This window comes from Streptomyces monashensis (genome assembly GCF_001866665.1).
GTDB classification, from domain to species: Bacteria; Actinomycetota; Actinomycetes; order Streptomycetales; family Streptomycetaceae; genus Streptomyces; species Streptomyces monashensis.
The window spans coordinates 76,635-89,223 of record NZ_MLYO01000100.1 but is presented as its reverse complement, the minus strand read 5'-3'; the positions used below and the strand labels follow the sequence as shown (position 1 = coordinate 89,223).

Below are 12,589 nucleotides of genomic sequence, written 5' to 3'. Positions count from 1 at the left end.
TCGATTTCAGGCGCATCACACTAGTGCGGCGCCGCGTTGATCCTTCGGCGGTTCATGCGGTTTTGAGTGGGCTGCCGTTGTAGGTCCAGCGGTAGGGCTTGGCGTCGTCTTCGTCGCAGGCCAGGACGAAGGTGCCGATGGCCGCGGCCAGTTCGTCGCTAGAGGCGAACTGGCCGCGGCGTAGTGGAGCCGCTTCGCACGTAACGGACCAAGCTCGCCGACCGCGGTTGGCTGCGCAAACTCGCCGACGGCAGGTTCACGATCGAAGCGGGCTACGACGCGCTCGGCCTTCTGCCCGAGGTGACCTCCGGCAGAGCATCCTGCCCTACCGTCTACGCGGCACGAGCCCGGTGTCGAAGGCGATGATCGCCAAGTGGACGCGGTCTCGCGCCTCGAGCTTGGCGAACAGACGTGCGACATGGGTCTTCGCCGTCGCCGCGCTGATCACCAACCGCTCGGCTATCTCAGTGTTCGACAGTCCCTGTCCGACCAGTGCCAGCACCTCGCGCTCCCGGTCAGTGATCCCCGCGATGGGACTCGAGTCCGCGGCGGGCCCGGCGTCCGGAACGGGGGCCGCGGGGCCGGACGTTCCGGCGAAGTCCGCGATCAGCCGTCGGGTCACGCTCGGCGCGAGCAACGCGTCGCCGGCCGCCACCACGCGGATCGCGTCCAGGATCGCGTTCAGGGCCATGCTCTTGAGCAGGAATCCGCTGGCCCCGGCGCGCAGTGCGCCGTAGACGTACTCGTCGTCGTCGAAGGTTGTCAGCACCAGCACCTTGGGCGGGTCCGGCTCGGCGGTCGCCTGCCGGGTCGCCTCGATCCCGTCCATGCCCGGCATCCGGATGTCCATCACCACGACGTCCGGCCGCAGTTCACGCACCAGGCGTACCGCCTCGCGGCCGTCACCGGCCTCACCGACCACCTCCAGGTCGTCGGTGTCGCCGATCAGGATCCGGAGCCCGACCAGCATCAGGGGTTGGTCATCGACCAGCAGCACCCGCACGCTCATGCCGGGAGGCTCGCCGTCACCCGGAATCCGCCCTCCGGACGCCGGCCGGCGCTGAACTGGCCGGACAGCAACGTCACTCGCTCGCACATGCCGAGCAGGCCGAAGCCGCTCCCGCCGGCCGCGGAGTGCCTCGGACGGCCCAGCCCGCCGGAACCGTCGTCCCCGTCGTCCACCACCTCGATCCTCACTCCTTCCGGCTCGTAACCGACCGCGACCCGGCACATTCGCGCCCCGGAATGCCGCACCACGTTGGTCACCGACTCCTGGATGATGCGGAACGCCGACAGTTCGATCTCCGGCGGCAGCGGACGCCGCTCGCCCCGCCAGGTCACCTGGACCCGCACCCCGGCGTCGGCCGTGCGTTCGGCGAGCCGCGGGACGTCGGCCAGGCTGCCGGCCGGCGCCAGCGGAGCGGCCCCCGGCATGGCGTCGTCCGGCTCGGCGCGGCGGAGCGCCCCGAGCATGCGCTGCAGCTCGAGCAGCGTCTGGCGGCTGGTGGACTCGATGCCGGTCAGCGCCTGCCGCGTCTGCTCGGGCTTGGTCTCCACAACCCGCGCCGCCGCTCCCGACAGCACCGTGATGATCCCGATGCTGTGCGCGACGCTGTCGTGCAGTTCACGGGCGATCCGCAGCCGCTCGGCCATGACGGCGCGGGCCGCCCTCTGCTCATGCAGGGCTTCGAGGTATTCACGGCGTTTGCGATACACCCCCCCGAAGACCCACGCGACCGCGAACCACAACGCGATCCCCCCGGTCCACTGGGCCGCGTCGCCGACGGTCTCCCCGGGGTAGCCGTGGATGTCGTTGACGAACGCGGCCGCGACGCCCGCGACGGAGCCGACGGCGGCAGCCTTCGGCTGCCGGGCGGCGAGGTACCCGCCCAAGGCGACGAGCAGGACGAACACGATCACGGGCCGCGCGCCGAAGAGGTCGCCGAGGACCGATTCGCCCAGGATCACCGCGAAGACGGTCGCCGGCAGACGGCGCACCAGCAGAACCGGAAGGGCGAGCACGACGTACAGACCCAGCATCTGGACGGGCTCGAGGTCGGGGAACCGGAACAGGCCGTCCGCAGGGGCCGGCATCGTCCAGGGGAGCAGCATCGCGTAGAAGCAGGCGGCGGCCGGCACCACGGCCTGTGACATCAGCCAGGTCACGCGCTTCGATGTCGAGAGACGCTGAAGAAGCTCTTCCATCCGGAGATCGTATTCAGCGGCGTCGGCTCCGCGCGTCGCCCCGGGGATGTACGCGGGGTACGCCGCCGGGCCGATGGCCTGGGGAGAGGTGACATCCGCCAGCCGACGCGATGGATCATGGTCCGTTCCTAGGTTCATGGCCATGACGAATCCGCCGATGATCGCTCTCCAGGACGCGATAAAGAAGTACGACGACGGCCCGCCCGCGCTGGCCGGTGTGACCTTGTCCGTGGCGTCCGGTGAGTGCGTGGCGATCCTCGGCCATTCCGGCAGCGGGAAGTCCACGCTGCTGAATCTGATCGCCGGTCTGGACAAGCCTTCCAGTGGCACCGTGACCGTCGATGGCACCCGCGTCGATCAGCTCGGTGAGGCCGGTTCGGCGAAGTACCGCCGGGCCTCGATCGGAATGATCTTCCAGTTCTTCAATCTGCTCGACGACCTGACCGTGTTGGACAACGTCATGGTTCCGGCGCAGCTGGCCGGGATGGGCAAGGGTGAGGCGAAGCGGCGGGCCATCGAGCTGCTCGGCTCGCTGGGCATCGACCGGCATGCCAAGGCCTACCCGCAGCGGCTGTCCGGCGGGCAACGGCAGCGGGTGGCGGTGGCCCGGGCCCTGATGAACAAGCCGGCGCTGCTGCTGGCCGACGAGCCCACCGGCGCCCTGGACTCGAGTTCGGCCGAGGACGTGCGCCGGCTGCTGCTGGACCTGAACAGCGAGGGCCAGACCATCTTGTTGGTGACCCACGATGTGCAGTTGGCCGCGAGCACCGCGCGCCGCACGATCGAGTTGGTGGACGGCGCGGTCAAGCGGGACGTCGTCAACGACGGCAGCGGTGCCGGCCTGGCCGCCCGCACGCCGCTGACCCGTCCGGCGGGAGCGGTCGGATGACACTGCGCAAGCCGCCGATGCCCCGGCGCCTCTTCGAGGTCGGATTCCGGCCCGTGGCCCGCCTGTTGCCGGCGGTGAGCCGGTGAGCGCGCTCGGCAAGGTCGTACGCTCCGGCGTGGGCCGGCGTCGGATCCAGTCCATCGTCATGGCCCTGACGACGTTCGCCGCGGTGACGTCCTCAGTACTCTCCCTCGGCCTGCTGGCCGTCGTGCAGGCCCCGTTCGACCACGCTTTCAGTGCTCGGAACGGGGCGCACCTGGCGGTCCAGTTCGACGGCTCGAAGGCCACGGCCGCGCAGGCCGCCGCCACCGCGCACGCCGCCGGCGTTACCGAGGCGGCCGGACCGTACCCGATCGCCGCCGCCCTGGACACGACCGTCGGCACGGACTGCCCCAAGAAGGATTTCGCCGGTCACGACAACGGTCCGGTCACCGTCACCACCCGGCCCGACCTGGGTAGCACCTCCGGGATGGACCAACTCGTGCTGGCCCGGGGGCGCTGGCCGGCCAGCCCGGGCGAGATCGCGCTGCCGTGGCAGCACTATGCCACCGTCTGCTTCGGCGATTCGGTGGTGTTCTCCTCCCTGCCGGGCAAGCCGTCGTTCAAGGTCGTCGGCTTCGGCGGCTCGGTGACCAACAGCGCGACCGCCTTCGCCACCGCCGACGGTTTCGCGCGGCTCACCGCCGCCGGTGCCAAGTCCGCCGTGCAGATGCTCTACCGGTTCGCCAAGGCCGGGACCGACGCCGACATCGCCACCGACAAGCAGGCGGTGGCCGCCGCTGCGCCGGCCGGCGCGGTCGAGGGCGCACAGTCATACCTGACCGCGGAAGAGCAGGCGACCGGCAACGCCAAGGCCTTCGTGCCGTTCCTGACCGGCTTCGGGATCCTCGGGCTGTTGATGTCGGTGCTGATCATCGCGATCGTGGTCAGCGGGGCTGTGGCCTCGGGAATCCGGCGCATCGGGATTCTGAAGTCGTTGGGCTTCACCCCTTCGCAGGTGGCCCGCGCCTACACCGCGCAGGCCATGATCCCGGCGACACTCGGCGTGGTGCTCGGCACGGTTTTCGGCAATCTCCTGGCTGTGCCGATCCTGGACGGGGCCACCAAGCAACTCGGCGCGGCCAGTGCCACGATTCCGTTGTGGGTCAGCGCCGTGGTGCCGCTGGGCACCCTGCTGATCGTCGGCACCACGGCTTTGATCCCGGCACTGCGGGCCGGCCGGATGCCGACAGTGCAGGCTCTGGTGGCCGGCCGCGCCCCCAGGGCCGGGGCCGGTCGGACGGCGCAGCGTCTTGCCTCGCGGCTGCCGCTGCCCCGGGCCATGTCGCTGGGTCTGGCCCAGCCCTTCGCCCGGCCAGCCCGGGCCGTACTGGTCGGTGCGGCGGTGCTGTTCGGCGTGGTGAGTGTCACGTTCGCGGTGGGGCTGGGGTCCGCGTTCAACAAGTACCTGGACACCAGTACCTCAGGCTTCAACGTCGCGTCGAAGTTTGTGATACCCACAGCCGACGTAGGCGTGCCCTGGGGTCGCTACGGCCCCAACGACCCGCGCAGGCCGCACCTGGATGCCGCCAAGGTGGCCGCCGCGCTCGCCAGGACCCCGGGCACGAAGGCCGCGTTCGGCTGGGGCGAGAGCGGCGCGACCATCGTCGGCGCCCCGCCCGGCGGCGAACCGCCGAAGGTGTTCACGGTCACGGGCGACTTCACCTGGACGAACCTGGAGCTGCTGTCCGGCCGCTGGTTCTCAGCGCCCGGCGAGGCCGTGGTCGGCGACAAGCTGGCCGCGGCGGTGGGGATCCACGTCGGTGACAATGTCACCGTGGTGCAGCAGAACAAGCAACTGCCGCTGAAGGTCGTCGGCATCAACTTCGACACCAACGTGGGCGACTACACGATCATGACGGATGCGGCCACCTTCACCGCCGCCGGTCTGGCCCCGCACATCGAGCAGTTCAACGTCGAGTTGGCCGGCAACGTCAGCGGATCGGACTGGTCCACCTCAGCCGCCGCCGCGCTGACCCCGCTGAACGCCTCGGCCCAGCCGAGCTCGGGCGGGGACAAGAACATCGTGGTGATCACCATGGGCGCCCTGGTGGCCACGCTCACGCTGATGATGATGGCGGTAGCCGCGCTCGGGGTGCTGAGCATGGTGGTGCAGGACACCCGTGAGCGGGTTCATGATCTGGGGATCTTCAAGGCCCTCGGGATGACACCCAAGCAGACCATCGCGATGGTTCTGACCTCGGTGTCCCTCACCGGCCTGATCGCCGGGCTGATCGGGGTCCCGCTCGGGGTCGCGGTGGAGAAGGCGACGCTGACCCCGATGGGGAACGCGATCGGCCGGCACCTGCCGCCGAGCGTGTCCCACACCTACACCGCCGCTCTGCTCATCCCCCTGCTGGCCGGCGGGATCGTGATCGCCCTGCTCGGCGCACTGCCGCCGGCCGGCTGGGCGGCACGGACCCGGACCGCCACCGCGCTGCGGACCGAGTAGGACCGAGCAGAGCCGCCGGTCGCCGCAGCAAAAGCGTGCTGGGCACTGCACGGCGCGGCAAGAACGCCAATGCCGACCTCCCCCGGTTGACAGCCTCGGGAGGTCGGCATTCCGGCGTTCTTTCCTCAACACAAAGGCGTGAGACGTACCCAAGCATGGCGGTCGGCGTTTTCGACCTGTTCTCGATCGGCATCGGCCCGTAGAGTTCACACGCAGTCGGCCCGATACGTGCGGCCCGGATGTTCGTCAAGCGCCTGGACAACGAGGGCCCGCTGCCCCGGGTGACCAGGGTCCGCGCACAACTGCTCGGCTCCCTCGGCGCCACCGGCCACGGCCACAGCAGCCCGAAGGCAGTGTTGCTGGGGCTGGAGGGACAGGTGCCGGCCACCGTGGACGTGCGGGGGGGCGTGGAGCCGGACCTGGCGCGCATCCGCGAAAGCGGCCGACTGCGACTGTTGGGCACCGAGAAGGGCGCCGAGGCCGAGATCGCCTTCACCGAGGACCACGCCCTAGCCTCGCGCTTTGACGAGGCTCGCTGTCCGGCAGGTATTCGTCATCTGAGGAGCGCCTCTGACCAGCGAGAAGGAGGGCTGACGAGGTTCTGCTTCTACGGCAGCCGAATGCACCTCTCAAGTGAGCAGTCACGATGACGTCCCCCGAACCCACGCGGCTGGCCGAGCTGTCAGAACGGCGGTGTCCACCGGCCTGCCCATGCCGGCTCTTGTCCGGCTGACGGCCACACATGAACCCCTGGGGCAAGAAACGGGTGAGGCCACACATGCCCCACCCACTCGCACTCCGGGATAGCGCCCTCCCAGTCGTCAGCGCATCGGTCGGCCCAGTCTCGGCCAACCAGCACCGGCCGAGTCACCAGTCCGGTTGGAGTGTCCTGCACTCGCAGGACCAGGCCCAGGCCGTTCATCCCCGGGTTTCCGCGTGGCCCGTAGGACACGCCGCCCATCGAGTCAGGGAGGTCGAACAGCCATTCCTCCAGCCTGGCCGGGTCCCCACCGACCAACTCCGCCCCGTCCATTGTCACCTGCGGTCCGCGAACAGCATCAATCGCCACGCAGAACAGCTGGCCCGAGCCGTCGAAGTACTCGTGTACGGCAGGTTCCTCGCGGCTGACCCCCAGTTGGATACCCACGACCTCTGGAAACCAGGGTTCGGCCTGGAACCGGCGCAACTCAGGGATCTCCGGGAGCGCAGCCGCTGCCTGATCCATGCTCATCCCGAACTGCAACGGGCCGACGCTCTCCAGCGGCGTGAGTGCCCACACCGACCGGGCCCCCGTCGTTGCCTCTTGAGAGCCTGGCGACGTCATCCTGCCTATCCCCTCCGCCCGCCCCAGGCTTTGACCAGGTGGACTGTCCGGTAGGTGACCATCTACGCAAAAAGTGCCTCTGACCAGCGAGAATAAGGATCGTCGAGGTCCCAGTTCCCGCGCCGTCCGGAGGCACTCTTCAGGTGAGGAAGCGTATCGGGTTCTACCCGCGCCTGCGGGTGTCGGGGAACGGCAACGGCGTCGTCTCGCAGGCGGGCCGGTTCCTGCTGGTGGAGACCGCCCGACGGATCGGCCTGGACTCAGCCCTGTCGGCGGTGCTGGAGCCGTGGCGCAAGCCTCGGGCGGTCCACGATCCAGGCAAGATCCTCCTGGACCTCGCCCTGAGCGTCGCGCTGGGCGGGGACTGTCTATCGGACATCGGCATGCTGCGGGCCGAGCCCCCCGTGTTCGGCGTGGTCGCGTCCGATCCGGCTGTCTCCCGGCTGATCGACACGCTGGCTGCAGCGGGTCCCACAGCGCTTGCGGCCATCCATCGGGCACAGGCCGAAGTGCGAGAGCACGTTTGGAGATTGGCCGGTCAGGCGGCGCCGGGTGCGGGCGGCGAGGTGATCGTGGACCTCGACGGCGTCCTGGTCCTGGCGCACTCCGAGAAGCAGGACGCCGCCGCGACGTGGAAGAAGACCTTCGGGCACCACCCGCTGGTCGCGTTCGTCGACCACGGCCGAGGCGGCTCGGGTGAGCCGGTCGCGGGCCTGCTGCGGCCCGGGAACGCGGGCAGCAACACCGCGAGCGACCACATCACCGTCACTCGGCAGGCACTGGCCCAGTTCGGCAACACCGGCGTGGACGGCGGACGCTGATCCGCACCGACTCCGCCGGCGGCGCCCACGAGTTCTTCAACTGGCTCACCCGGCGCGGGCTGTCCTACTCGGTCGGGATGGTCATCACCGACGCCATCCACCAGGCGGCTCTTCTCGTTCCCGCGTCGGCCTGGACACCGGCCGTCGAACCCGACGGTCAGATCCGGGACGGTGCGCGGGTCGCCGAGATCGCGGCCGACGTGCTGAAGGGCTGGCCGCCGGGCATGCGGCTGATCGTCCGCAAGGAACGGCCGCACCCCGGTGCTCAGTTGCGGATCACCGACGCCGACGGGATGCGGCTGACTTCTGAGGTTTGCGCTTCGGGGTGACGGTGGTTTCGGCGGTGGGTGTATGCCAGTGGGATGAGGTATCCCGATGGGGGTGGCCTGACCGCGGTGGAGCGGGCCCGGCGGGAGCGGGTGCGGTTCCAGGCCGCCGAGATGTTCGCGGCCGGGATGCGGCCGCCGCAGGTCGCGCGGGCGTTACGGGTCTCACGGAAGTCCGCGTATGCCTGGCACGTTGCCTGGCGGGAAGGCGGCACGGATGCTCTGCGCTCCAGAGGGCCCTCGGGGGTGGCGTCGCGGATGCAGCCGGGCTGGCGGGCCTGGCTGGCCAGGGCGCTGGAGCAGGGACCGGCCGCGCATGGCTGGACGGAAGACCAGCGGTGGACGCTGGCGAGGATCTCGGTGCTCGTCGCCCGGCGCTTCCACGTGCGCTTCAGCCAGCCACAACTGTCGGGGATCCTGCGGCAGATGGGCTTTTCCGTCCAGGTTCCGGTGCACCTGTCGGAGTACGGGGTTTTCTCCCCAGCCAGGTACACACGAACGGGGCCAGCTACCTGGTTGCCACAGGGCCGGGGCCGGCCGATAGCCAGCCAGCCTCGTGACAGGGCGGGCTGTCCAGGGTGGGGCGACGCCCCATCGCGCAGCGACGCCCGAAGGGCGCCCTTGACTGGCCGTCCTGTCACGCACCCTCAGAGATCGGGCGGCCCCGGCTCTCCGACCTGCACGTGACCTTCTTCGGGTGGGGACGTATCTCTGTACCTTGCTGGCCGTGTTCAGGTGTACGCCGACAGCACCGGGCCGCCGAACGGGACGAGGAGCAGGTGCGGCCAGTGGCGGGAGGAGACATGGGCGCGCGTGGAAAGAAGGTGAGGGAGCAGGACGCGTGGCTGGTGTTCGAGGACGAGTCGGGCCAGGCGCTGCGTCCGCCCAAGTCCCGCACCTGGTCCCGCATCGGAGTGCCGCCGCAGGTCAAAGTCTCGGGGAAGGGATCGGGGCGGGTCTCGGTCGCCGGGATGGTCTGCGCGAAGCCGGGCGAGCGGACCCGCCTGTTCTACCGGATGCTGGTGCACCACCCCGGTCGGCGCGGCGAGAAGAACGGCTTCAGGGAGCAGGACTTCGCCGCCCTGCTGGACGCCGCCCACCAGCAGCTCGGTGGGAAGACCGTGCTGATCTGGGACAACTCCACCCAGCATAAAGACGCACTGATGCGCGAGTTACTGGCCGCCCGGCAACAGTGGCTGACCGTCTTCCGCCTGCCGGCCTACGCCCCGGACCTGAACCCGGCCGAAGGCGTGTGGGCGAACCTGAAGAACGACCTGGGCAACCTCGCCGCCTGCACCGTCGACGCCCTCGCCGACCTCACCCGCACCCGGCTGAAGAAGATGCAATACCGACCCGACCTCCTCGACGGCTTCATCACCGAGACCGGCCTCACCTGGACACCGCCATGACGTCACCCCGAAGCGCAAACCTCAGTTGTTTCGCGACGAACACGACCGGCACCGCGATCGCGGCCCTGGAGCTGCGGCACCGTCAGCGGGCCCGCGCCGAGGACCGCATCAGGGCCGCCCGCGACACCGGCTGCGCAACCTTCCCCTGCACGACACCGCCCAGAACCGGATCTGGCTGGAGATCGTCCAGCTCGCCCTGGACCTGCTCGCCTGGATGCCCATGCTCGCCCTCACCGGAGAAACCCGCAGGTGGGAGCCCAAGCGCCTGCGGCTGCGATTGTTCTCCGCAGCCGCCCACCTCGTCACGACCGGCCGCCGCCGCTGGCTCCGGCTCGGCCGGCACTGGCCCTGGACCCCGATCATCACCACCGCCTTCGACCGCCTCCAGGCACTGCCGAACCCCGACTGACCAGCAACGACGTCCCGTCCCGACGAGCCGCCCACACCCGGATCAGTGGAACCCGGCGCCCAACCGGCGCGACAGCCGGGCTACAGGGATGCCCGCCGCGAGCCCGAACAGCCGAAACGGCCCGTCAGGCGAACCGACGGACCGTCACGAAACATCGAGGCTAGATGCAATGCCGCTGTTTTAAGCCGTGGCCTTGGGTTTTCGCTTGGTCGGGGCGGTCTTGGACGCGGGAACGATGGTGACCGCATCGGCCGGTGGGGCGGCGGGCTGGGGCCAGTCGCGGTGGTGGGCGCGTTTGAGGCCCCAGTTGGACATCTTGCGCTTGACGACGCGGGGGAACGCGCGGAGTCTGCGGACCGGTAAGCGGCGTCGGGTGATCTCGGCGAGGGTACGGTCCCAGGCAGCGGCCAGCCGTTCAGGGGGAAAAAGCCGCCTGGGTGGGGACCTGGCGGCGCACGACGCGCAGGGAGCGGGTGAAAGACAGCCGGTCGGGGTCGGTCCCGGCCCGGTCTGCGGCCTGGTGCATGACCTGGCGCACGGCGTGGTGGACGAGGAGGAAGCCGTAGACCTCCTGCTCGACGCCGTCGGGGTACCTGGAGCGCAGGACCACGTCCGGGCCGCGCTGGTGGACCTTGATCTCGTCCAGCACTCCTTCCACCTCCCACCGCTCGTGATACAAGGCCGCCAGCTCCACCGCCGGTGCCTGCTTTGGATCCAGGATCGTGGTGATCAGCCGGACCGGGCCGGCCTCCTCGTGGCCGGCGACGGTGTACTCCACCACCCGCACCAGCTGCCCGTGCACGCGGCGCTTGTCCCGGGCCGCGTAGATCTCCGACAGGTACGAGCCGTCCGCGTACTGCTCGCGCACCACCAGCACGACATCTGATTTGACCCGCCACAGCAGATCCGCACCCGTCGCGGCGGCCGCCTTCCACCGGTCGTAGCCGGGGAAGTTGCGGTCCGCCAGCAGCAGCATCCCCGGCTGAAGCTGCGGCAGCAGGCTGTCGGCGAGCTGCGTCTCGGCCACCGTGCACGGACCGGTGGCCGCGGCGAACACCGCATGCGTGCCGCACTCGGCCAGCACCACCAGCCGCACCTGCGGAAACGCGCTCTTCTTGTCCCCACGCCCGGACCCCGGCCGTCCGAAGAACGCGTCGTTGTCCTCCGTGTCCGCCACGTCAAGCGTGGTGCCGTCCACTGCCACCAGCCGCCGCCCCCGATACCAGGCACCGACCGTGTCCGGTGTCGCCACAGGCCGGCACACCCGCGCGAACAGCGCCCGCAGCGGCTCCGGACCGAGCCGGGCACGCGCCCGGGAGATCGCCCCGGTGGAAGGCACCTCCCACCTGCCCCGCCACCGGCCGGCCCACGCCAGGCCCTCCGTCAACAGCCGCGCGACCTCCTCATACGCCTGCCCGGAGAACAGGCACATGGCCAGCACGAAGTAGACCACCACCCGCGCCGGCAGCAACCGACTCCGCTGCTCGACCCGGCCCGCCTCAGCAACAACCTCATCGACCAACTCCGCCGGGAACACCCGCGTCAGCACCCCCAACGCGATCCTGTCCGACAACCGCTCCTCAACCGGCGGCTTCACCTGCCCAGCCCGTGGCACCAGCACCCTCCCAGCCACAAGCTACAAGCAACTCACCCCAAAGTCAGCGGCATTGAGGCTAGATGATCAATTCCAAGGGGTCAGTGATCGTACGAAGTCAGCGAACGGAGGGTGTCTTGTCCAGTGTGGTCGTTGTGCCAGATCACGACGGTCAGCGCGAGTATTCGCTGCATGAGGCGGGCGATGACACCGCGAGGTGTGCGCCCTCGGTGCTGTTCGAGGTCGAGCTGGCCCTTGAAGGTCTCGTTGACCGACTCGATGACCTGCCGCAACGGTTTGAACAGGGATCCGCCGGGCCGCTGCCGTTCGCCCTTGCGGGTCGGCCGTAGCAACTGGATGCCGTGCTGGGCGAGTTCGTGTTCGAAGTCGCGGCCGAAGTAGTTCTTGTCGCCGATCAGTGTCTGGCCCGGGCGGGCGGCGACCAGGTGCGGTTCGGCCGCGAGCAGGTCCAGCAGGGTCTCGCGCTCGTCGGCCTTGGCGCCGGTCAGGGCGAAGGCGACGGGCAGGCCCTGGAGGGTGCATACCAGGTACAGGCGCAGGCCCCAGAAGAAGCGGCTGTGGCTGGCGCAGTACCCGTACTCGGCCCATCCGGCGAGGTCGGAGCGTTTGACGGTCTCCCGGGAGCGGCCGCACTCCACGGGTGTGGAGTCCACGATCCACACGTCGTCGCCCCACGCCGAGGTGCTGGTGGCCAGGATTCGGGTGACCCGGCGGAGCAGGTTGGCGGCCTTGCGCAGCCGCTTGTTGTAGCCGGGTTGCTGCGGCAGGTACGGGAAGAGGTGCCGCGGGTGGGCCCGGGCATGCCGGAGCCATCTGGCCTCGGAGGTGAAACCGAGCATGGCCTGCATCATCGCGAGTGTGACCAGTTCGGCGTCGGTGAGCTGTGGCGCGATCCCCACTGCCGGCCGCCACGGCGCCAAGTCCGGATGTTCCTTCAGCAGATCGTCGGTCGTCGCATAGAGTGCTGTCGCGAGGGTGTCCAGGTTGTTCGTCACACAACGATCTTGGGCGCCCTCGTTCTCGTCTCCGCAAACACATGACTGAGCGCCACGCAGTTGGCCGTTTGAACACTTCTGGCTCTCCCTTGATCGCGAGGAAGA

The 12,589-nt window shown here is 69.7% G+C and carries 7 protein-coding genes and 4 pseudogenes; 7 read left to right on the top strand and 4 right to left on the bottom strand.

Annotated features, from left to right (window positions below; genetic code table 11):
* Positions 1-325: 325 nt before the first annotated feature.
* Both BIV23_RS42140 and BIV23_RS42135 read right to left on the bottom strand, forming a co-directional pair.
* Positions 326-1,009, bottom strand: coding sequence for a response regulator (locus BIV23_RS42140; RefSeq protein WP_071386284.1), 684 nt, complete (start codon positions 1,007-1,009; stop codon positions 326-328).
* Positions 1,006-2,205 (bottom strand): sensor histidine kinase, encoded by a 1,200-nt coding sequence (locus BIV23_RS42135; RefSeq protein WP_177240235.1) that lies wholly within the window; start codon positions 2,203-2,205, stop codon positions 1,006-1,008. The genes BIV23_RS42140 and BIV23_RS42135 overlap by 4 nt, the downstream gene beginning before the upstream one ends.
* Positions 2,206-2,347: 142 nt before the next feature.
* Between BIV23_RS42135 and BIV23_RS42130 the strand changes: the two genes are divergently transcribed.
* From BIV23_RS42130 to BIV23_RS42095, 7 genes and pseudogenes are all read left to right on the top strand, one after another.
* The gene (locus BIV23_RS42130) at positions 2,348-3,094 is read left to right on the top strand and encodes an ABC transporter ATP-binding protein (RefSeq protein ID WP_071386294.1); all 747 of its coding nucleotides are present in this window, start codon (positions 2,348-2,350) and stop codon (positions 3,092-3,094) included.
* Between the two features lie 82 nt (positions 3,095-3,176).
* A complete protein-coding gene (locus BIV23_RS42125) occupies positions 3,177-5,585 on the top strand; it encodes an ABC transporter permease (protein WP_071386282.1) in 2,409 nt (802 codons plus the stop codon).
* A gap of 215 nt (positions 5,586-5,800) precedes the next feature.
* Positions 5,801-6,235 (top strand): annotated as a pseudogene (locus BIV23_RS53435) (serine dehydratase beta chain); the annotation flags it as partial.
* An 817-nt stretch (positions 6,236-7,052) separates the two neighbouring features.
* Positions 7,053-8,035, top strand: a pseudogene (locus BIV23_RS42110) (IS1380 family transposase); the annotation flags it as partial.
* A 57-nt stretch (positions 8,036-8,092) separates the two neighbouring features.
* A pseudogene (locus tag BIV23_RS54215) lies at positions 8,093-8,506 on the top strand (helix-turn-helix domain-containing protein); the annotation flags it as partial.
* Between the two features lie 353 nt (positions 8,507-8,859).
* Positions 8,860-9,465 carry a transposase gene (locus BIV23_RS42100; RefSeq protein ID WP_071386278.1) on the top strand — a complete coding sequence of 202 codons (606 nt, stop codon included), beginning with the start codon at positions 8,860-8,862 and terminating at the stop codon, positions 9,463-9,465.
* Between the two features lie 23 nt (positions 9,466-9,488).
* Positions 9,489-9,874 (top strand): annotated as a pseudogene (locus BIV23_RS42095) (transposase); the annotation flags it as partial.
* Positions 9,875-10,289: 415 nt separating this feature from the next.
* On the opposite strand, the gene BIV23_RS42090 reads toward BIV23_RS42095, so the two are convergent.
* Positions 10,290-11,489 carry an IS4 family transposase gene (locus BIV23_RS42090; protein WP_071386293.1) on the bottom strand — a complete coding sequence of 400 codons (1,200 nt, stop codon included), beginning with the start codon at positions 11,487-11,489 and terminating at the stop codon, positions 10,290-10,292.
* An 80-nt stretch (positions 11,490-11,569) separates the two neighbouring features.
* Positions 11,570-12,484 carry an IS982 family transposase gene (locus BIV23_RS42085; protein WP_071386276.1) on the bottom strand — a complete coding sequence of 305 codons (915 nt, stop codon included), beginning with the start codon at positions 12,482-12,484 and terminating at the stop codon, positions 11,570-11,572.
* Positions 12,485-12,589 lie beyond the last annotated feature (105 nt).

Coding starts and splice junctions, on each gene's coding strand:
- BIV23_RS42140 (WP_071386284.1), bottom strand. CDS start 1,009: ATGAGCGTGCGGGTGCTGCTGGTCGATGACCAACCCCTGATGCTGGTC.
- BIV23_RS42135 (WP_177240235.1), bottom strand. CDS start 2,205: ATGGAAGAGCTTCTTCAGCGTCTCTCGACATCGAAGCGCGTGACCTGG.
- BIV23_RS42130 (WP_071386294.1), top strand. CDS start 2,348: ATGACGAATCCGCCGATGATCGCTCTCCAGGACGCGATAAAGAAGTAC.
- BIV23_RS42100 (WP_071386278.1), top strand. CDS start 8,860: ATGGGCGCGCGTGGAAAGAAGGTGAGGGAGCAGGACGCGTGGCTGGTG.